The organism is Synechococcus sp. RS9916, from assembly GCF_000153825.1.
Lineage (GTDB): Bacteria > Cyanobacteriota > Cyanobacteriia > PCC-6307 > Cyanobiaceae > Synechococcus_C.
Genome location: NZ_DS022299.1, coordinates 235775 through 254357 on the forward strand (window position 1 = coordinate 235775; position 18583 = coordinate 254357).

At 61.6% G+C, this 18583-nt stretch carries 20 protein-coding genes; 11 read left to right on the forward strand and 9 right to left on the reverse strand.

Translation table 11 applies throughout. The features are described 5' to 3' along the window. Window positions 1-10 precede the first annotated feature (10 nt). Entirely contained in the window at window positions 11-688 is a 678-nt protein-coding gene (locus RS9916_RS01475) for a phosphoribosylanthranilate isomerase (RefSeq protein WP_007097402.1), read from the reverse strand. Window positions 689-770: 82 nt separating this feature from the next. Here RS9916_RS01475 and RS9916_RS01480 point away from each other — a divergent pair, with 82 nt between their 5' ends. Beyond that, entirely contained in the window at window positions 771-2051 is a 1281-nt protein-coding gene (locus RS9916_RS01480; protein WP_007097403.1) for a site-2 protease family protein, read from the forward strand. Here RS9916_RS01480 and RS9916_RS13690 read toward each other — a convergent pair. After that, a complete protein-coding gene (locus tag RS9916_RS13690; RefSeq protein WP_071961539.1) occupies window positions 1961-2803 on the reverse strand; it encodes a protein ligase in 843 nt (280 codons plus the stop codon). The two genes, RS9916_RS01480 and RS9916_RS13690, sit on opposite strands and share 91 nt — an antisense overlap. Between RS9916_RS13690 and RS9916_RS01490 the strand changes: the two genes are divergently transcribed. Beyond that, complete coding sequence (locus tag RS9916_RS01490; RefSeq protein WP_038023998.1) at window positions 2802-3572, forward strand: sulfite exporter TauE/SafE family protein; 771 nt, start codon at window positions 2802-2804, stop codon at window positions 3570-3572. The two genes, RS9916_RS13690 and RS9916_RS01490, sit on opposite strands and share 2 nt — an antisense overlap. Before the next feature lie 7 nt (window positions 3573-3579). Here the strand turns inward: RS9916_RS01490 and RS9916_RS01495 are convergent, their stop codons facing one another. Both RS9916_RS01495 and RS9916_RS01500 read right to left on the reverse strand, forming a co-directional pair. Further along, a complete protein-coding gene (locus tag RS9916_RS01495) occupies window positions 3580-4578 on the reverse strand; it encodes a hypothetical protein (RefSeq protein ID WP_007097407.1) in 999 nt (332 codons plus the stop codon). Between the two features lie 11 nt (window positions 4579-4589). Then, window positions 4590-5084 (reverse strand): CRR6 family NdhI maturation factor, encoded by a 495-nt coding sequence (locus RS9916_RS01500; RefSeq protein ID WP_007097408.1) that lies wholly within the window; start codon window positions 5082-5084, stop codon window positions 4590-4592. Window positions 5085-5163: 79 nt separating this feature from the next. Here RS9916_RS01500 and psaM point away from each other — a divergent pair, with 79 nt between their 5' ends. The 3 genes from psaM to RS9916_RS01515 all read left to right on the forward strand — a co-directional run bounded on the left by psaM (window position 5164) and on the right by RS9916_RS01515 (window position 6842). Beyond that, entirely contained in the window at window positions 5164-5268 is a 105-nt protein-coding gene (psaM, locus tag RS9916_RS01505) for a photosystem I reaction center subunit XII (protein WP_007097409.1), read from the forward strand. Window positions 5269-5513: 245 nt separating this feature from the next. Beyond that, a complete protein-coding gene (locus RS9916_RS01510) occupies window positions 5514-5816 on the forward strand; it encodes a hypothetical protein (RefSeq protein WP_007097410.1) in 303 nt (100 codons plus the stop codon). 66 nt (window positions 5817-5882) lie between these two features. Continuing rightward, window positions 5883-6842 (forward strand): protochlorophyllide reductase, encoded by a 960-nt coding sequence (locus RS9916_RS01515; RefSeq protein ID WP_007097411.1) that lies wholly within the window; start codon window positions 5883-5885, stop codon window positions 6840-6842. 48 nt (window positions 6843-6890) lie between these two features. Here RS9916_RS01515 and bchL read toward each other — a convergent pair whose 3' ends face one another. The 3 genes from bchL to RS9916_RS01530 all read right to left on the reverse strand — a co-directional run bounded on the left by bchL (window position 6891) and on the right by RS9916_RS01530 (window position 10917). Beyond that, window positions 6891-7781, reverse strand: a complete 891-nt coding sequence (gene bchL / locus RS9916_RS01520) for a ferredoxin:protochlorophyllide reductase (ATP-dependent) iron-sulfur ATP-binding protein (protein WP_007097412.1) — start codon at window positions 7779-7781, stop codon at window positions 6891-6893. A gap of 209 nt (window positions 7782-7990) precedes the next feature. Beyond that, complete coding sequence (locus RS9916_RS01525; protein ID WP_007097413.1) at window positions 7991-9586, reverse strand: ferredoxin:protochlorophyllide reductase (ATP-dependent) subunit B; 1596 nt, start codon at window positions 9584-9586, stop codon at window positions 7991-7993. A gap of 83 nt (window positions 9587-9669) precedes the next feature. Next, a complete protein-coding gene (locus RS9916_RS01530; protein ID WP_038023034.1) occupies window positions 9670-10917 on the reverse strand; it encodes a ferredoxin:protochlorophyllide reductase (ATP-dependent) subunit N in 1248 nt (415 codons plus the stop codon). Between the two features lie 171 nt (window positions 10918-11088). Here RS9916_RS01530 and RS9916_RS01535 point away from each other — a divergent pair, with 171 nt between their 5' ends. Then, window positions 11089-11577: a hypothetical protein gene (locus RS9916_RS01535; protein ID WP_232199495.1), complete on the forward strand. Its 489-nt coding sequence runs from the start codon at window positions 11089-11091 to the stop codon at window positions 11575-11577. A gap of 38 nt (window positions 11578-11615) precedes the next feature. Here the strand turns inward: RS9916_RS01535 and RS9916_RS01540 are convergent, their stop codons facing one another. Beyond that, window positions 11616-12017 (reverse strand): hypothetical protein, encoded by a 402-nt coding sequence (locus tag RS9916_RS01540; protein WP_007097416.1) that lies wholly within the window; start codon window positions 12015-12017, stop codon window positions 11616-11618. 96 nt (window positions 12018-12113) lie between these two features. Here RS9916_RS01540 and RS9916_RS01545 point away from each other — a divergent pair, with 96 nt between their 5' ends. Further along, window positions 12114-12899, forward strand: a complete 786-nt coding sequence (locus RS9916_RS01545; protein WP_007097417.1) for a BMC domain-containing protein — start codon at window positions 12114-12116, stop codon at window positions 12897-12899. A gap of 27 nt (window positions 12900-12926) precedes the next feature. Here the strand turns inward: RS9916_RS01545 and RS9916_RS01550 are convergent, their stop codons facing one another. Further along, window positions 12927-13511: a non-canonical purine NTP pyrophosphatase gene (locus RS9916_RS01550; RefSeq protein ID WP_007097418.1), complete on the reverse strand. Its 585-nt coding sequence runs from the start codon at window positions 13509-13511 to the stop codon at window positions 12927-12929. Between the two features lie 351 nt (window positions 13512-13862). On the opposite strand from RS9916_RS01550, the gene RS9916_RS01555 reads away from it, so the two are divergent. The 4 genes from RS9916_RS01555 (at window position 13863) to RS9916_RS01570 (ending at window position 18583) form a co-directional block, all read left to right on the forward strand. Continuing rightward, entirely contained in the window at window positions 13863-14174 is a 312-nt protein-coding gene (locus RS9916_RS01555) for a BMC domain-containing protein (RefSeq protein WP_006169870.1), read from the forward strand. 69 nt (window positions 14175-14243) lie between these two features. Beyond that, entirely contained in the window at window positions 14244-15659 is a 1416-nt protein-coding gene (locus RS9916_RS01560) for a form I ribulose bisphosphate carboxylase large subunit (protein ID WP_007097419.1), read from the forward strand. A 106-nt stretch (window positions 15660-15765) separates the two neighbouring features. Continuing rightward, window positions 15766-16107 (forward strand): ribulose bisphosphate carboxylase small subunit, encoded by a 342-nt coding sequence (locus tag RS9916_RS01565; RefSeq protein ID WP_006043651.1) that lies wholly within the window; start codon window positions 15766-15768, stop codon window positions 16105-16107. Window positions 16108-16207: 100 nt separating this feature from the next. Beyond that, window positions 16208-18583: a CsoS2 family carboxysome shell protein gene (locus RS9916_RS01570; RefSeq protein WP_007097420.1), complete on the forward strand. Its 2376-nt coding sequence runs from the start codon at window positions 16208-16210 to the stop codon at window positions 18581-18583.

Genomic DNA, 18583 nt, shown 5'->3' on the forward strand with positions numbered 1-18583 from the left:
GGGTCTTGGCTCAAGCTAGATCTGCTGTAGCAGTGGCCTCGATTAAGTCACGCACTTTGGTGAGGTCTTTGACGCCTGGTGCGGTCTCCAGCCGGCTGGAGGCATCGAGGCCGTCGGGACGCACCTGGCTGAGTAAGTCAGGAATCCATTCAGCACTGATCCCTCCTGCGAGCCACCAGGGCATGGCTGAAGGCAGCTGGCGTTCCAGTTGCTGAAGCCAGCTCAGCTCCAGTCGATGCCCCGTACCGCCAAGCTGTTCGGCACTCCAGGCATCCAGCAGCAGAGCATCCACGCAGGCTTCGTAGCGCTGCAGGCATTCGAGGTCTTGGGGTTGACGTAAGCGCAGGGCCTTCCACCAGCGGGTTTGCGGGTGGCGCTGGCGCAGGGTTGAACATCGCTCCGGTGTTTCGTTGCCATGAAGCTGCACCACTGTGGGGATCCCCTCTCCCCTCAGCGCTTCGTTCAACTGGGCATCGTCGGCATCTGCCACCACCCACACCCGCTCCACACTGGGATGGTGGTGATGCAGATGGGCAAACAGGTCCCTGCGCTGCTGCTCAGGGATGAAACGGGGGGTGGCGGCGACACCGATCACGCCGATCGCTTTCGCCCCCATCGCTGCAATGGCGCAGGCTTGTTCGACGGTGGTCAGGCCGCAGATCTTGACGGCCACAGCTGAATCGTTCATGGATGGCTCCTGCAGCCCGTTGAAATGCAGTTTCTAGGATTAGGAGGAAGAAGGCCCTGCTGTGGCCTCGCGGAGGAGTCCTGTGGGTGAAGGCTGGCAGCTGATGCGCATCCGGGGAATTCCCTTGCGGGTGCACCCCAGTTGGTTCCTGATCGTTTCCCTGATCACCGTGGTGGCCCAGCCCAACTGGTCATCCTTACCCGAGGTGCAGGCGCTGGGGGTTTGGAGTTCCTGGCTGTTCAGCCTGCTCACCGCGTTGCTTCTGTTCGTGTCCGTGCTGCTCCATGAGCTCGGTCATTCCCTGGTGGCGCTTCGAGAAGGCGTGCAGGTGCGCAGCATCACGTTGTTCCTCCTGGGAGGCGTGGCCCGGGTGGAACGCGAATGCCCGACAGCCATGGGGGCCTTTCGGGTGGCTGCGGCCGGCCCATTGGTCAGTTTCGTTCTTGGGGCTGCTCTGCTGTTGGGCGTTCACTCCGCGGATCACATCAGCCCGATCCTGGGACGCCTGGTGTCAGAACTGGCGGTGGTCAATGTCGTTTTGGCGTTGTTCAACCTGCTTCCTGGCCTGCCCCTTGATGGGGGGTTGATCCTCAAGGCTCTGGTGTGGCACTTCACCGGCAGCCAACGCAAAGGCATTCAGGTGGCAACGGCCACCGGTCGTTTCCTCTCGCTGTTTGCGATTTTCATGGGGGTGTGGCTGTTCTTGGCCAAGGGAGGCGGCATCGGGGCGTTGTGGTTGGTGATGCTCGGTTGGTTCGGCCTGGGTGCATCCCGCAATCAAACCCAGGTGCTGATGCTGCAGAACGTTTTGCGCAAGCTCACGGTGCAGGCGGCCACGGCCCGGCGTTTCCGGGTGCTGGAGGCGGATCAGCCTCTGCGCCGTTTGAGTGAATTGCGCTTGGGCGGCCAACAGGAGGGGATCGACGGCGATGCTCGGCCGGCGGACTGGGTGTTGGTCACCCGTGGCGGTCGATGGTTGGGCACCATTGACGATGCGCCGTTGCGTGATCTGCCAGTTCAGCAATGGGATCGGCAGATCCTGGCGGATCATCTGCAGCCGCTGGACACTCTTCCCTCGATTGCGGAAACCGAACCGTTGTGGAAAGCCGTGCCTGCCCTGGAAGCCAGTGCTCAAGGTCGCTTGCTGGTGATCAACCGCGCCGGATTGCCCGCTGGCACCCTGGAGAGGGGCGATGTGGGTGAGGCGGTTCTCAAGGCCCTCAATCTGCGCTTGCCGCCTCCAATGCTGGAGGCGGCCCGTCGTCAGAACGGCTATCCGTTCGGCTTACCCCTGGTGCAGGCCGTTGCGTCGATGCAGGCCTCAGGGTTGCTCGAGGAAGAGCCATCTCCAAAGACGCGATAAAGGCTCACTTGCTTCCTGATCTCATCCCATTGGGACGTCTCGAGCTGATGGGGCATCCAGCTCAGCCCAGGCCAGAGCAGCGGCAATGCGTCTTTCAGTGCGGCCACGATGGGCTCGCGGGTTAGGCCCTCTAGCGGTGATGGCGGGTCGCTCTGGAAGAGGTCTCGCCAGAGTGCGGCAGGAGGTTGCAGCACGATTTCACCATGCTGGAGCAGGTGCCCGCGGCGCCAGAACTGAGCGCTCCCAATGCGTTTGCTTCTGTTCCCATCCATCAGATCAGCACTGGTGGAGCTGGCAAAGCAGTGCGCTGACCCCGCCGTCGCCTCGGCTTCTCCTGCCTGGAGTGTCACCCCCAGCTTCGCGAATCCTTCGACGAGCCACTGACTGGTGGCTTGATAGGCCTGCCGCCGGCTTCGTGGTGCATGGGGCCAGATCAGTGCGTAGGTCAGGCCGCCGGCATGAAGCACGCCCCCACCACCACTGGGGCGTCGGACGCGCTGCAAAGCGCCTCTCTGCTCCAGCCTCGTCCAGCGACCAGGCAGCTCTTGCTGATGATGCCCCAGGGACAGCCAGGCCCCAGGCCAGGTGTAGAAGCGAAGCACCGGCGACGTCAGGGCTCCTTGCACGCATTGCTCCAGGAGCCAGGCATCGAGCGCCATCTGTTCAGGGCCTTGGAGCTCCAGCTGCGGCAACAGCAGGCCGCTGCGCGCTGGGGCGGGCGGGCAGGATGCATTGGTTGGCGTGATGGGCATGGAGCTGGGTGATCTGCTGGTGGCGGTGCCCCTCGGTCTCCTCGCCGGAGCCCTCGCAGGCCTGTTGGGCATTGGCGGCGGTCTGATTTTCGCGCCTTTGCTGCTGTGGATGGGGCTGCCGCCTCACCAGGCCCTGGCCACCAGCACATTTGCGATCGTTCCCACTGCCCTCGGTGGCACGGTCACCCACCTGCGTCAGCGCGCCATCCCAGCCCAGCAAGGCCTGGCGATCGGCCTGGCGGCCTTTCTATCGGCATTGCTGTTCAGCCAATTAGGTCGCTTCGCGGAGGGCTGGCATTTGTTGTTGCTCCAGTGCCTGATGTATCTGGTGCTGACTGTGACGATCCGGGCCGAAACGGACGACGCTGAACTGCAAGCGTCACAGTCGCTGCCGTGGGCCGGTCTGATGCTGATCGGTGGTGTGGCCGGCCTGGCTGGCGGAATGCTCGGGTTGGGTGGCGGTTTGGTGATGGTGCCTCTGATGGTGCGCACGCTGGCGGTGCCCATTCGTCTGGCCATCCGCTTCAGCACCCTGGCGGTGGCCTGCTCGGCCTCGGCGGCCTCCTTGCAGTTTCTGGTGGAACAGCGTGGTGATCCCTCCATGGGCTTGTTGCTGGGGTTCACGGCAGCCCTGGCTGCCCAGTGGAGTGCCTCCCGGTTGGATCGTGCGAAGCCCGGCACCCTGGCGGCTTTGCTGCGGGCCTTGGCGCTGATCCTTGCTCTCGACAGTGGCAGGCGTGCTCTTCAGCTCGCCTTGCATCTCAGCTGATTGTTGATCAGTGAACCGTCCATGCGATCAGGGGCTGCAAGCCCAGGGCAACGACCAGACTCACCACCAAGGCGACAGTTGCTTTCCCGAGGTCGCTCCCCATGCCTAGGAGCACAACGGTTCCACTGCGGGCGTTGTTCAACGCTTCCCACGGCTGCTTTCTGCTGAGCAGGGCCAATTCCCTCCCGGCCAAGACACCCAGAAACACCCAGGTGGTGCTGAGGGGAAAACTGCTGAGCAACCCCTGGGCGAGCAGACACAGCCCGAATACGCAATCAATCACCGTTGCAGAGCGCAGATCAGTGGTGTCGGTCTTGGATCGGATCACGGTCTGGATCGGCCCGCCCCCCAGAGCGATCAGGATGCAGAGCCCCAGGCAGAGGATCAGCGTGGTGCTGGCCATCGCTGGCCCGTTCAGCGTTCTCGGGAGATAGACAAAAATGTTGCCCATGTCCTGAACCATCCACAGGCTCCACAGAACTGCTGTGGAGCCCCACTGCAGGGCAAGCCAGATGGTGTTGATCGGAGCGCCACGCCGGGGGCTGCGCAACACCCAGCGTTCAAGCACCCAGAGCCCGAAGCCCCAGCTGATCAGTGCGATCACGAGGGCCAGCCCATAGCCGCAGATAGAGCTCTGGATCAGCCTGGTGCTTTGACTGGGAACGAAGCTCGACAACACCAAAAAGGAGGTGCTGACAGGGGCGCCCCAGGCTGTCAGGGCCAGGACGACAAGCGGTGGAATGACATAGACCCAGGTGAATGGGGCTGGCATGGGGAACAGGGCGAGTCGTCCCCAGGAGGGGTCGCCACCATGGACACGCCAACCCACTAGCAGCACCGCAGTGGTGATGGCGCTGATAAACGCCATCTGGATCCACTTCGGCGTCGTTCCGTCGTTGGATGTGATGTAGGTGCCCAGGGTCTGGAGGGAGTCGTTGGCCACCAAGGCATAGGCCGCGATCAGGAACCCGATCACCATCCAGAGGTTGATGGTTGCTCCCTCCATCGGCAGGCGGACTAGGGGTGTTGATCAAGCAGGGCCCAGAAGCCCGGGTCGAGTTCGTAACCAAGGGTGGCGGCCATCTGATTGAGGTTGCCCCGTTGCGATTGCTGCTGCCCGCGGTTGAGGTGGTCCAGCAACATCAGCCGCTGGGTCACCCAAAGCTCAAGGGCTTGTGGATCAAAACGGATCCCCTCGCTCGGGCTGAAATCGTGGGGCACAAGCATGGCCACATGTTGCGCGAGGTTTCCTCCGGAACGCTCCAGCAGCAACGGCAGCCAGGGATGCTGCGCATCGGCTCGCAGCGCCCAGAGCCGTGGTTCAGGGCATTCACTTAATTCGCGGGGATCATCGGCATCCCTGGGCCACGCGTAACGGAGTTCCACCACGGCGCCTGCCTTCAGACGCTCAGGTAAAGGCTGCTCCATCCAGGCTTGGAGAGGGCTGAGGTCGAGCTCCTGGATCGCGCGGGCATCGATGTTGATGACGTGATCGAGGGGTCCGGCGTTCATGGGGGTGTGACAGGCCTTTGCGAATGATGGCGTCTTGCCGTGTCAGGCAGGAAGAATGAGACCGTTTCCAGGGATTCCCATGGCCAGCGCCCTCACCCAGTCCGAGATCTTCATCGCCCTCGTGGTTGCTGCCCATGCGGGCATTCTGGCTGTGCGTCTTTGCGTCAGCCTCTACCGCGCCTGATCGTTTCAGGGGGCGTCTTGCCCCCTTGGCATCGCTCGCCCGCTGCGTTACAAGCGGGCATTCGATTCATCACTTTGGCCACTCCCTCGGCTGATGTTGTTGCCCGACGCCGTTTCGGTCGCGCTGAGTCGACGACGATGAGGCCTGCGGGCAGCGCTGTAAGGCGTCGCAGTCGTCAGAGTCCTGTCCAAGAGAGGTCGGCTCAGCCGCCATCGACAGCGGCGTCTCAGGTTGATGCAGCAACCTTGGCTGCTGAGCTGCAGCTTCAGGTCGAGCGTCGTGAAAAGCTCTGCAGTGCCTTGGCACTGGCAGTCAAGTTGGGATTGGTGGCTCTTGGTGGAGTCAGTCTCGTCAAACTCTCGTTCGCTTATCAGGAACGCCTTGACCGTCATGGGGAACTAGCGGCTGTTGTCGAGGTGGAGTCGAGCAAGTTGAACCAGCTTCAGCAGCGGTTTGATCGACTCTTCACCCTTGGCGGCGATCGTCGTCTGATGGATGAGCAGGATCAATGGATTGCTCCGAACCGGCTGCGGGTGATCTGGCGCTGAGATTCGTGACCACACGACGACTGACGAGGGCTTGCGCGGCAGACTGTCGCCTTCTGTACTGCTGAGATGACCGGTACCCCTGGCACTGTTCTGGTGACTGGAACCACCTCCGGCGTAGGCCTGAACACTGTGAAGGCCCTGGCGAGTCAGGGTTGGACGGTGATCACCGGCAATCGTTCTCCCCAACGGGCTGCCGGTGCTGCAGATGCACTCGATATTCCCAAGGAGCGGTTGAAGCACATCCAGATGGATCTTGGCGATCTTGACTGCGTGCGCCGCGCCGTTGCCTCCCTCGACCAGCCGATCGATGCACTCGTCTGCAATGCAGCGGTCTATAAACCCCGCCTCAAGCAGGCTGAGCGGTCACCCCAGGGTTATGAGATCTCGATGGCGACCAACCATCTGGGTCATTTCCTGTTGATTCATCTTTTGATGCCTGCATTGCAGGCGTCGACCCATCCCTCCAAGCGAGTGGTCATTCTTGGCACCGTGACGGCCAATTCCAAGGAGCTTGGCGGAAAGATTCCGATCCCCGCACCCGCGGATCTCGGTGATCTCTCAGGTTTTGAAGCGGGTTTTCAAGAGCCCATCACGATGGCCAACAACAAGGCCTTTAAGCCGGGTAAGGCTTACAAAGACAGCAAGCTTTGCAACATGATCACCACTCAGGAGCTGCATCGTCGGCTTCACGGTGAGACCGGCATCGTGTTCAGCTCTCTGTATCCCGGCTGTGTGGCGGATACGCCGTTGTTCCGTAACACGCCCAAGGCGTTTCAAACGATTTTCCCCTGGTTCCAGAAGAACATCACTGGTGGTTATGTCACCCAGGCCTTGGCCGGTGAGCGGGTTGCTCAGGTGGTCTCTGATCCTGATTTCGCCGTTTCAGGAGTGCACTGGAGCTGGGGTAATCGTCAGAAGAAGGATGGCCAGCAGTTCAGCCAGGAGCTGTCTGACAAGGCAACAGATCCGCAGACAGCGGAAAGGGTTTGGGATCTGTCGATGAAGCTGGTGGGTTTAGGAGGCTGAAGGTAGGGCCCGATGTTGCTGCCTCCCTGATGGGGAGGCAGTGCTGCATCAATCAAAGCCGAGGAGGTCAAAGATCTCCCGGTCTTTGAGAGGTTCGGCATCCAAGGGTTCGACGTTCTCCAGCATGTTGCGGGCCAGGCTCAGATACTCGTTCTGAACGGCCTTCACGCCCTCATCGTTGTCGTCCATCTCGAAGATGGTGCACTTTTTCAGGCGTGAGCGGCGGATGGCATCTACATCACGGAAGTGGGCCATGGTTTTGAGGCCCGTTCGACCATTGAATTTATCGATCTGATCGGTGTCTGCGGATCGATTGGCCACAACGCCGCCAAGGCGCACTTTGTAGTTTTTCGCTTTCGCTTGGATGGCTGCCACGATGCGATTCATGGCAAAAATTGAATCGAAATCGTTGGCTGTGACGATCAGGCAGTAGTTGGCGTGTTGCAGCGGTGCTGCGAAGCCTCCGCACACCACATCGCCCAACACATCGAAGATCACCACATCGGTGTCTTCCAGCAGATGGTGCTCCTTGAGCAGCTTGACGGTCTGGCCGGTGACGTAGCCACCGCAACCCGTACCTGCTGGAGGGCCGCCACTCTCAACACACTTCACGCCGTTGTAGCCCGTGAACATGAAGTCATCGGGGCGCAGCTCTTCGCTGTGGAAGTCCACCTCCTCGAGGATGTCGATCACCGTGGGCACCATGCGGTGCGTCAGCGTGAAGGTGCTGTCGTGCTTCGGGTCGCAGCCGATCTGCAGCACCCGTTTCCCCAGTTTGGAAAAAGCAGCCGAGAGGTTGGAGGAGGTGGTCGATTTGCCGATCCCCCCTTTGCCGTAGACGGCGATCACCAGAGTTCCTTCTTCGAGATTCACCGACGGATCCTGGTGAACCTGAACACTGCCTTCACCGTCAGCTGGACGCGTGAGAGTTGTTGTCATTGTGGTGAGCCACCTAAAGGTATTGAAGTGCAGCGAAGGAGGGTCTGGTTCGCTCAATGATGATCTGACACAACAGGTTGAAGTGTGTGTGTTTCAGCACATCATTTGGACTCAAATACGTGGTTTTTCTGTGAATTTATTCCTAGGTATTTATGCGTTTTCTGTTCTGTTAGGCGGGTCGTCTTGAGAGGCTGAGGGCTCTCTGGTGCTCAAGCGCTGAAGTGGGCTTTGGCGTCGTAGAGCGTTTCGCTGTCGATTTGACCTCTTCCCTGCTCGCGGGCATAGGTCTCCGTGTTGCGGCGAACTTTTCCGCGCACAAAGAAGGGGATTTTCTTCAATTCCGCTTCGCCATCTGCGGTCCAGGTGAGCGTTGTCTCCCCTGACACATCGCCAGCGACAGCGGTCATAGCCGGAGCCGCGTTGGGTTCGGGTTGCCCCGACTGCAGCCCACCGAGATGGCCGAGATGGCTCTGGTGACCATCCACGAATTCAAAATCGTGGCGGAACATGCCAATCAGGTGTTCCTCCAGGCCCATCATCAGCGGATGCACCCAGGTGTCGAAGATCACATTCGCGCCTTCCCATCCCATCTGAGGGCTATACCGGGCGGGCACATCCTGCACATGCATGGGCGTGCTGATCACGGCGCAGGGGATCCCCAGTCGCTTGGCGCTGTGGCGTTCCATCTGGGTGCCCAGCACGAGTTCTGGGGCCGCCTCCGCCATGGCCGCCTCCACTGCCAGGTAGTCGTCACTGATCAGTGCTTCCAAACCCAGCTCCTTGGCTTTGGCCCGCACGGGGCGGGCCATTTCCCGGCTGTAGGTGCCGAGCCCAACCACCTCAAAGCCAAGTTCACGCCTGGCGATCCGTGCGGCCGCAAGCACATGGGTGCCGTCGCCGAAGATGAACACCCGTTTGCCAGTGAGGTAAGTGGAATCCACCGATTCGGAATACCAGGGCAGGCGCGACTGTTGGGCTCCCTCGTCGCTGGCCGGGGGCTCCATGCCGAGCAGTGCGCGCAGCTCCGCGAGGAAGTCGGTGGTGGCGCCAACCCCGATCGGCACCGTGCGGGTGAAGGGTTGGCCGAAGGTTCGCTCCAGCCAGCTGCAGCTGGATTCGGCGATTTCCGGATAGAGGCACACATTCACATCAGCGTCCGGCAGTCGCATCACATCAGCCACCGACGCATCTAGAGGCATCACCACGGCCACCTCAATGCCATGGCGATCCAGCAGTTTGCGCACTTCAAGCACGTCGTCGCGGCAGCGGAAGCCCAGTAGGGATGGGCCCAGCAGGTTTACCCGCGGTCGGCGTTGTTCCTCCTTCCAGGCTGTCGGGTTGTGGGCGCCCGGGTTGGCGGGCTGTTGCTTTAGCAGTCCTCGCACCAGCTGATAGAGCGTTTCGGCAGCTCCCCAGTTCTCTTTCTTGCTGTAGGCAGGCAGTTCCAGGGTCACAACCGGCAGATTCAGCCCCATGCCGCAGGCCAGTGCACCGGGCTGGTCTTGGATCAATTCCGCTGTACAGCTTTCCCCCACGAGCAGTGCATCGGGTTCAAACCGCTCCACGGCTTCCCGCACGTGACGTTTCACCAGCTCGGCTGTGTCACCGCCGAGATCGCGGGCCTGAAAGGTGGTGTAGGTGACCGGAGGCCGTTGTCCGCGGCGCTCGATCATGGTGAACAGCAGATCCGCGTAGGTGTCGCCTTGCGGCGCGTGCAGCACGTAATGCACTCCCTTCATCGAGGCTGCGATGCGCATCGCTCCCACATGGGGTGGGCCTTCATACGTCCAGAGCGTGAGGTCCATAACGGCGAATCAGAGAGAAACGGGACGGGGATCGGGGGAAAACAAAGGATGCTGGGGTGGCTGGGCTCGCAAGAGAGGCGCCGTCAGCATTGGCGCCCCGCGGCCAGCAGTTGATGGCGGTGCAATGGTCTGGAGAACAGTTCAGCCAGTTCTCCGGCCTGATCGATGCCATGGATGGGGCTGAACACCAATTCGATCGACCACTTGGTGGCAATTCCTTCCGCCTCCAACGGGTTGGCCAGTCCCATGCCGCACACCACCAGGTCTGGACGGGCGTCTCGCACCCGATCAAGTTGTTGTTCCACGTGCTGTCCTTCCATGACGCGCGTCCCATCGGGCAGCAGCTCCAGCTCACTGCGCATCAGGTCGCGATTCAGGTAAGGGGTGCCCACTTCCACCAAGTCCATGCCGCACTCCCGTTGCAGGAATCGGGCCAAGGGCAATTCCAGCTGGGATTCCGGCAGCAGAAAGATCCGTTTGCCAGCCAGCTTCTGGCGGTGCGGCTCGAGGGCCAGCCGCGCCCGTTCCATCAAGGGGTCGAGCGTTGCCCTGATCTGGGCCGCGTTGATATCCCAGGCCTGGGCGGCCGCTTCCATCCACAGACGGCTGCCTTCCGCCCCAAGGGGGTAGGGGGCTGGGAGGATCTCAGCCCCCCTGTCCCGCAGTCGGCGCGTGGTGTCGCTGAGAAACGGCTGACACAAGAGCACCTTGGTGCCCGGGCCCACCGGGGGTAGATCCGTCGACTGGCGTGGCGGCAAGCTGCGCACCGTGTCGATCCCCAGCCGCTTGAACAGGGTGATTAAGCGGTCTTCGACCGCATCGGCCAGGGTTCCCACCAGCAACAGTTGACGTTCCGTGCTGGTGGGCAACATCGGCACGAGGGCGCTGAGGGCGCCGTCTTCCCCCTGGGTGAACGTGGTCTCAATCCCACTGCCGGAGTAATTCACCACGCGAACGCGGCCCTCCATCTCCTGGTTGAGCTGTTCGGAGGCTCTCGCCAGATCCAACTTGATCACTTCACTGGGGCAGGACCCCACCAGGAACAGGGTGCGGATCTCAGGGCGTCGGGCCAGCAGATCCCGCACCACGCGTTTGAGTTCGTCGTGGGCATCAGCAAGGCCCGCTAGATCCCGCTCGCTGAGGATTGCTGTACCGAAGCGGGGCTCGGCGAAAATCATCACCCCAGCAGCGCTCTGAATCAAATGGGCGCAGGTGCGGGAACCGACCACCAGAAAAAAGGCGTCGGGCATCCGGCGATGCAGCCACACGATTGAGGTGAGCCCGCAAAACACCTCGCGGGGGCCTGATTCCTTCAGCAGGTTTGCGCTCATGGCATCCAGGTGCTGAACTCCTCCACCTTGCTGAGCTTGCGTCGCTCTGGCAGGCCGTGCCAAAACTCTTTGGAATCGCTTCAGAACGGGTGTGGAAACCCTGATTAGCGTTGAAGAGGAGATTGCTCAAAATCCTTGGCACTCGCGCGATTTCTGCCTGCCGTCATGGTCATGGGCCTCACACTTGCGGCGTGTCAGTCCCCCGCCGACAAAGCGGTTGATGATGAACTGAAGGTTGCCGCCGGAGTGGAGGCTGTTTGTGCTGCCCGCTCTGATGTGGATGCAGCCGTGGCATCCGTTGCTGCGCTCACTCCGGAGTCGACGGTTGGCGATGCAGAACAGGCCGGTGAAAAACTGCGCGCTGCGCTCGCCAAACTTGATGGCGCGGAAGGGGAGCTGAGTAAGGCCGAAGTCAAGGAGTACCGCGATCAGGTCGCCTTGTTCCAAGAGGAGGTGGAGAAGGTCCGCAAGGACAAATCCCTCACACTGAAAGAGGCGTCTGAGCAGCTGCAGGGCAAGGTGGCTCCTTTGGTGGTTGCCCGGGCTCAGCTGGCGTCAGCCACCGTGTGTGTGGAGATTGACGAGGAGCCGACGGCCAACAAAAAAGCCGATGCTGATGGTCCCGACGGGACCAACGACACCGACAAAACAGACAATTGAAGGGAGACGTGTTGATGGCTCTCTCTTAATCCCTGACTTCAGAGCCGGCGGCGGAAGCGGTCATCCCGGAAGCTGTTGCTCTCTGCGTTGTCGTCGACACGGCTCAGTCGCCAGACGTTGCGGCTGATGCGTCGGGCTTTGAGTCCACCCCGCTCCACGGTGTCTGCTGCGGGCCGTGCACCGAGGAGAAGGCTGACTTCCGTTGTGGTGAGCGGGGCACCGGTGTCGATGGCGAGAGCGGTCAGTTCCAGGCGCTGACGCATCTGTCGCATGGAATCGGCAGCTTCCCGACCGGGCATCTCCAGCCAGGGGAGTTCAGCTTGGCCTTCGTTGGCCAGACGTTGCATCAGGCCATAGCTCACGAGTCCGAGCGCCTGTTCCGCATTGAGCTCGGTGGCCAGCTCGCTGGACGGGGCGGGGCTTTGCTTGGAAGAAGCCATAGGCCAGAACGCGGATGCGCGGAAGGTATCGGCTCTGTGCCACAAAGCAAGCTGTGACCGACAGTTTCTTGATCACCTTCCGTTAAGATCCGCCCCATGAATCGTTTCGCCGGCTTGGACAACCGGGAGCGGCGACGCGGAGGGAGCGCGCTGGTCACTGGAACGGAGGTGCACGCCTCCGCCGGCGGAGCCAGCTGCGTTGTGACGACAGATTCTGAATCTCCGCGTTTGTTGCGGCAGAACAGCCATGTGCAGTCGATTGAACTGCGCACCTATGTGTTCATTGATTCCCTGCAGCCACAACTGGCGGCCTACATGGGAACGGTGAGCCAGGGTTTCTTGCCGATCCCAGGTGATGCCTGCCTCTGGATGGAGGTGTCCCCGGGGATGGCGGTGCACCGGGTGACCGACATCGCACTGAAAGCCAGCAATGTTCGCCTCGGACAGATGGTGGTGGAACGGGCCTTCGGTTCGATGGCTCTTTATCACCGCGATCAGAGCACCGTGATCCACTCCGGTGATGTCGTTCTCGAAGCGATTGGCAGCTCGGTCGAACAACGCACCCCTGCAGACGTCAGTTGGACAGAAGTGATCAGGGCGATCACCCCTGACCATGCGGTTCTGATCAATCGACAAAATCGCCGCGGTTCGATGATCGAAGCCGGGATGAGCATGTTCATCCTGGAAACCGAGCCGGCGGGCTATGTGCTCATTGCCGCCAATGAAGCCGAAAAAGCGTCCAACATCACCTTGGTGGATGTGAAAGCTGTCGGAGCTTTCGGTCGTCTCACCCTGGCAGGCCGGGAAGGTGATGTGGAGGAAGCTGCTGCTGCAGCCATGCGGGCCATCGAGATGATCAACCGACGTTCAGCATTGCGTTAACGCGCTGCTGCAGGGCTTGGGTTTCGATCAGTCGAGCTTCAGCCGCTGACGCAGCCGTGGAGCGAGGGCGCGTGCGGCTTTCCCGCGACTGCCAAGCCGTGCAAGCTGGGAGTCATTGAGTTGGCCGTAGCTGCAGCGGGCTTCACGCACCCAGAAGAGGGATTCAATTCCTGCGCCCGGGTAAGCGGGGACGGTGAGTAATTCCCCCCAGCAGACCCCTTCGGCTTCCTCAACACAAACGCCTTCCGGGTTGCACAACACCATTGCGCTGCGGAAGCAGGCGGTGCGGTAGGGCTCGTCGCCCAATGCCTCGATCAACCTCTGGAGTTTTGCCTCGTTGTTGGGAGCGAAGCGCGCGGTGTAAAGGCCGGGGGCTCCATTGAGGGCATCCACTTCAAGGCCGGAGTCATCGGCGAGAGTCCACGTTCCTGTGTGCTGGGCTGCAGCCTCAGCTTTGAGGCGTGCATTTTCGAGGTACGTGCTGCCCGTTTCTTCCACATCAAGGTGGTCGGGTTGACGCCTCACCTCAACCGGAAGAGGACCAAGCATGTGCTCGATCTCCGCCACTTTGTAGGGATTGCCACTGGCAATGGTGAGAACGGGATGACCCAATCCGAAGCTGATGCGGCTTCCATTGTGTGGTCTAGGGGTAGGAAACGTCTGAGTTGATAAGCGGTCGGTCGCGAAGCGGCGTCAGAACGGGTTGAACATTCCACCCCTGCAGGCGCAGGGAACTGACGCCAGGGTGAATTTATGCACTGTGGGCCGGCTTGCAACCGAATGTTCACGGCTCCACACCTGGCTTCCAACAGCCCTGGCAAACAGTCACTGACTGGGGTATTAGTCCCACTTATCAAGTTCACTATGGACAGTGATGCGGGAAGTCGTCCAAATCTCTTGACGAGTTCCGGCTTGAGGAAGCAATGTCGCCAGCGAACATTCCACCCCTTTCCCCGGTAGGCAATGGCTAACGAAACCATGGGCATCGCTCTCGGCATGATCGAGACCCGCGGCCTGGTCCCCGCGATCGAAGCAGCTGACGCCATGACCAAGGCTGCCGAAGTGCGCCTGATCGGTCGTGAGTTCGTCGGCGGCGGTTACGTCACCGTTCTGGTGCGCGGCGAAACCGGTGCTGTGAACGCAGCTGTTCGCGCTGGTGCTGATGCTTGCGAGCGCGTCGGCGACGGTCTCGTGGCTGCTCACATCATTGCCCGCCCCCACCGCGAAGTTGAGCCTGCTCTGGGCAACGGCAACTTCCTCGGCCAGAAGGACTGAGATCTGACGCTGAACCTCTGACGAGGTAGCGCTTCTCTCCATTCTTCACCGACCTAACGGAGTTATTCCATGAGCAAGAAGTACGACGCTGGGGTCAAGGAGTACAGGGACACTTACTGGACTCCTGATTACGTTCCCCTAGACACCGACCTGCTGGCCTGCTTCAAGTGCACCGGCCAGGAAGGTGTGCCCAAGGAAGAAGTCGCCGCAGCTGTGGCCGCTGAATCTTCCACCGGTACCTGGTCCACTGTGTGGTCCGAGCTCCTCACCGACCTCGACTTCTACAAGGGCCGTTGCTACCGCATCGAGGACGTCCCTGGTGACAAGGAGTCCTTCTATGCGTTCATCGCCTACCCCCTCGACCTGTTCGAAGAGGGTTCCATCACCAACGTTCTGACCTCCCTGGTCGGCAACGTGTTCGGTTTCAAGGCTCTTCGCCACCTCCGTCTGGAAGACATCCGCTTCCCGATGGCCTTCATCAAGAGCTGCTACGGCCCGCCGAACGGTATCCAGGTCGAGCGCGACCGGATGAACAAGTACGGCCGTCCTCTGCTGGGTTGCACCATCAAGCCGAAGCTCGGCCTGAGCGGCAAGAACTACGGCCGTGTGGTCTATGAGTGCCTGCGTGGCGGTCTGGACTTCACCAAGGACGACGAGAACATCAACTCCCAGCCTTTCCAGCGTTGGCAGAACCGCTTCGAGTTCGTTGCGGAAGCCATCAAGCTGTCTGAGCAGGAGACCGGCGAGCGCAAGGGTCACTACCTCAACGTGACCGCCAACACTCCCGAAGAGATGTATGAGCGCGCCGAGTTCGCTAAGGAACTCGGAATGCCGATCATCATGCACGACTTCATCACCGGTGGCTTCACGGCCAACACCGGTCTTTCGAAGTGGTGCCGTAAGAACGGCATGCTGCTGCACATCCACCGCGCCATGCACGCGGTGATCGACCGTCATCCCAAGCACGGCATCCACTTCCGCGTTCTCGCCAAGTGTCTGCGTCTGTCCGGTGGTGACCAGCTCCACACCGGCACCGTGGTCGGCAAGCTGGAAGGTGATCGTCAGACCACCCTCGGCTACATCGACCAGCTGCGCGAATCCTTCGTGCCCGAAGACCGCAGCCGCGGCAACTTCTTCGATCAGGACTGGGGTTCCATGCCTGGCGTGTTCGCCGTTGCTTCCGGCGGTATCCACGTGTGGCACATGCCCGCCCTGGTCACCATCTTCGGCGACGACTCCGTTCTGCAGTTCGGTGGTGGTACCCACGGTCACCCCTGGGGTTCCGCTGCAGGTGCTGCTGCCAACCGTGTGGCCCTCGAGGCCTGCGTCAAGGCACGCAACGCCGGCCGTCATCTCGAGAAAGAGAGCCGCGACATCCTCATGGAAGCCGCGAAGCACAGCCCCGAGCTGGCCATCGCCCTCGAGACCTGGAAGGAGATCAAGTTCGAGTTCGACACCGTCGACAAGCTCGACGTCCAGAGCTGATCGGTGCGGAGGGTGCCATCACCGGCACTCTCCACCCGTTCTTCGTCATGACTCCGGCCGGATCACACGAGTTCCGGTCCCAACAATTTCGTAAACCAGGATCCCCATGCCTTTCCAGAGCACCGTGGGTGACTATCAAACAGTCGCCACCCTGGAGACCTTCGGCTTCCTCCCGCCGATGACCCAGGACGAGATCTACGACCAGATCGCGTACATCATTGCCCAGGGTTGGAGCCCGCTCGTTGAGCACGTCCACCCCAGCAACTCCATGGCCACCTATTGGTCCTATTGGAAGCTGCCCTTCTTCGGTGAGAAGGACCTCAACGTTGTGGTCAGTGAGCTCGAGGCTTGCCATCGCGCTTACCCCGACCACCACGTGCGCATCGTCGGTTACGACGCCTACACCCAAAGCCAGGGTGCCTGCTTCGTGGTCTTCGAGGGTCGCTGATCCCTCGACCTAACGGTTCCGAGCCCTGACCTTCATCAGGGCTCAACTTTTTTTCGAAGGGATTCATCCCTTCCATTCACGACGACACCCTCGGGCGGACATGGCAAGACTCTCCAGTCGCGAACTCGCACTTGAGCGCCGCAAGGCGTTGACTACGGCCGGTAAGAAGGCATCGGTTGCTGCCGGTGACAAGGCCAATCGTGTGCGTAACGCCTCGGATGCACGTCCGACCCGCACCAATGCAGCTGAGGCTTCAGCTCCTGCTGCACCTGCTCCCGCTGCTCCGACCCGTTCCTCCGGTCTGAGCGCGAGCGCTCCTCGCCCCGCCTCGTCCCACTCCTCCCAAGTGAAGGCCGTCCGTCAGCCCAGCCGCGAACTGGTGTTGGCTCGCCGTGAAGCCCTGTCCCGCCGCGGCAAGACTGCCGACACCAGTCGGGATCGAAACCGCTCTGATGTGGCCCGTACCACCAAGCCCGCTGCCGCGGCTGAGCCGGCCAAGAAAGAGTGTGGTTGTGGCGGTGCCCGCGCTACTGAGAAAGCAGCACGTCCTGCAGTCACCGTCGAGCTGAGCAATCGCTCCGGTGATCGCCGTGCTGCTGCGGAGCGTCGCACAGCCTTTCCGAAGCGTCGTGCCATCGAAAACCCCAGTCGCGCACTGGTGTTGGCCCGTCGTGAAGCCATGGCCAAGCATGGCAAAACCGCTGGCAAGCAGCCCACGAGCGCAGCAGCTGTTGCGCGTCAGGCCAACCCTGATCTCACCAGCCGTGAGCTCGCCCAACAGGTGCGTGAGCTGCGCACCAAAGCCGGTGCTCGCAACAAACAAAGCGCTGGCGTCACCCGCCCCACTGGCCCCAACCGTCACGGCGCCAAGCAAGCTGCTGCCGCTGATGCTCATTGGAAGGTTGGTGAAAGCACCACTACCGCTGGTCAGACCGTCACCGGTACCCAGGCCAACCGCTCGGTGAAAACCACCGGCAACGAGGCCAGCACCTGCCGCTCAATCACTGGCACCGAGTATCTCGGCGCTGAGGTGTTCCAGACCTTCTGCCAGACCGCTCCCGAACCCACCACTCCCGCCAAGGTTCGCGTTACTGCCACCAGCCACGGCAACCGCGTGACCGGCAACGAAGTGGGTCGTTCCAGCAAGGTCACCGGCGATGAGCCTGGCACCTGCAAGGCCGTCACCGGCACTGAATACATCTCTGCAAATCAGTCTGCTGCTTATTGCGGCGGCTCCAACCCTTCTCCTCGCAAGGTGGGCCATAGCCTCACCCTCGAGGGCCGCCCCGTCAGCGGCGTGATGGTCGGTCGCTCCTCCAGCGTCACCGGTGATGAAGCCGGTGCAGGTCGCGGCCTGACCGGCGATCAGTACCTTGGTTCTGATCCCCTGCCCGAAGGTCGCCCTGCCGCCAAGGTTGGCGTTTCGGCAACGCTGTCTGGCACCGGCGTGACCGGCACGATGGTCGGCCGCTCCTCCGCCGTCACCGGCGATGAGTTCGGCTCCTGCCATCGCGTCACCGGTGATCAATACGTCAGTGCCGAGCAGGTCAATGCCTTCTGTGGCAGCAAGCCTGAGCCTGAAGCCGCGAAAGTCGGTTTCAGCATTACCAATCGCAATCAGGTGGTGAGCGGGACCCGCACCGGTCGCTCCGAGCGCGTCACCGGCGATGAGCCCGGCAGCTGCCAGGCTGTTACCGGCACCCCCTATGCCGGCCTTGAGCAGGCTGGCCAGCACTGCGGCACTCCCGCTGTGCAAGCCATCCGTGAGCGCACTCCTGTGCGTCTCGGCACCCCTTCCGCTGCGATGACCGGCATTCAGCCCGGCGTTGGTGGTGTGATGACCGGTGATGAGCGCGGTGCTTGTGAAGCAGTGACCGGTACTCCCTATGTGGGCGCAGATCAACTGGCCGCTGCCTGCGGCAGTGATGCTCCTGCTGGCACCGAGACCCACGGTGAAGCTCCCGAGGGTGCTGCTTGGACCCGCTTCAGTGTTGTCTCTCCTGCCCGTGCTGCCCAACAGCAGCGTGATGCCCGCTCCGGTGTGACGGGTACGTCCTACGAACAAGGGAATCGGATTACCGGCCCTTTTGACATGGCTGGCGGCAAGGTGACCGGTACCGAGCAATTCCGCTTCGATAACCGCGAATTCCAAAACCGTCAGCAGCAGCGTCAGTTCCAGCCGACCGTGGCTGTGGTGAGTGAGCCTCCTGCAAAGCCTGCATCCCGGGTCACCGGTGAAGGTTCCTCCACCAAGATCACCGGTGACGACTGGGATCGCGGTGAGCATGTGACCGGCACTGAGGGCGCTTCGGCACGCCGCCGCAACCCCAGCCGTCCCGGCCCGATGAGCGCCATGTCTCCTTTCGAGCGCAAGCGCAATGAAGAGTCTGAATGGCCCGTCAGCCGTGTGACCGGTTCCAGCGGCAACACGGATAAGGGTTCCCTGATCACCGTCTCCGGCGGCGCACGGGGCTGA

Coding starts and splice junctions, on each gene's coding strand:
- RS9916_RS01475 (WP_007097402.1), bottom strand. CDS start 688: ATGAACGATTCAGCTGTGGCCGTCAAGATCTGCGGCCTGACCACCGTC.
- RS9916_RS01490 (WP_038023998.1), top strand. CDS start 2,802: ATGGAGCTGGGTGATCTGCTGGTGGCGGTGCCCCTCGGTCTCCTCGCC.
- RS9916_RS13690 (WP_071961539.1), bottom strand. CDS start 2,803: ATGCCCATCACGCCAACCAATGCATCCTGCCCGCCCGCCCCAGCGCGC.
- RS9916_RS01495 (WP_007097407.1), bottom strand. CDS start 4,578: ATGGAGGGAGCAACCATCAACCTCTGGATGGTGATCGGGTTCCTGATC.
- RS9916_RS01500 (WP_007097408.1), bottom strand. CDS start 5,084: ATGAACGCCGGACCCCTCGATCACGTCATCAACATCGATGCCCGCGCG.
- psaM (WP_007097409.1), top strand. CDS start 5,164: ATGGCCAGCGCCCTCACCCAGTCCGAGATCTTCATCGCCCTCGTGGTT.
- RS9916_RS01515 (WP_007097411.1), top strand. CDS start 5,883: ATGACCGGTACCCCTGGCACTGTTCTGGTGACTGGAACCACCTCCGGC.
- bchL (WP_007097412.1), bottom strand. CDS start 7,781: ATGACAACAACTCTCACGCGTCCAGCTGACGGTGAAGGCAGTGTTCAG.
- RS9916_RS01525 (WP_007097413.1), bottom strand. CDS start 9,586: ATGGACCTCACGCTCTGGACGTATGAAGGCCCACCCCATGTGGGAGCG.
- RS9916_RS01530 (WP_038023034.1), bottom strand. CDS start 10,917: ATGAGCGCAAACCTGCTGAAGGAATCAGGCCCCCGCGAGGTGTTTTGC.
- RS9916_RS01535 (WP_232199495.1), top strand. CDS start 11,089: ATGGGCCTCACACTTGCGGCGTGTCAGTCCCCCGCCGACAAAGCGGTT.
- RS9916_RS01540 (WP_007097416.1), bottom strand. CDS start 12,017: ATGGCTTCTTCCAAGCAAAGCCCCGCCCCGTCCAGCGAGCTGGCCACC.
- RS9916_RS01545 (WP_007097417.1), top strand. CDS start 12,114: ATGAATCGTTTCGCCGGCTTGGACAACCGGGAGCGGCGACGCGGAGGG.
- RS9916_RS01555 (WP_006169870.1), top strand. CDS start 13,863: ATGGCTAACGAAACCATGGGCATCGCTCTCGGCATGATCGAGACCCGC.
- RS9916_RS01560 (WP_007097419.1), top strand. CDS start 14,244: ATGAGCAAGAAGTACGACGCTGGGGTCAAGGAGTACAGGGACACTTAC.
- RS9916_RS01565 (WP_006043651.1), top strand. CDS start 15,766: ATGCCTTTCCAGAGCACCGTGGGTGACTATCAAACAGTCGCCACCCTG.
- RS9916_RS01570 (WP_007097420.1), top strand. CDS start 16,208: ATGGCAAGACTCTCCAGTCGCGAACTCGCACTTGAGCGCCGCAAGGCG.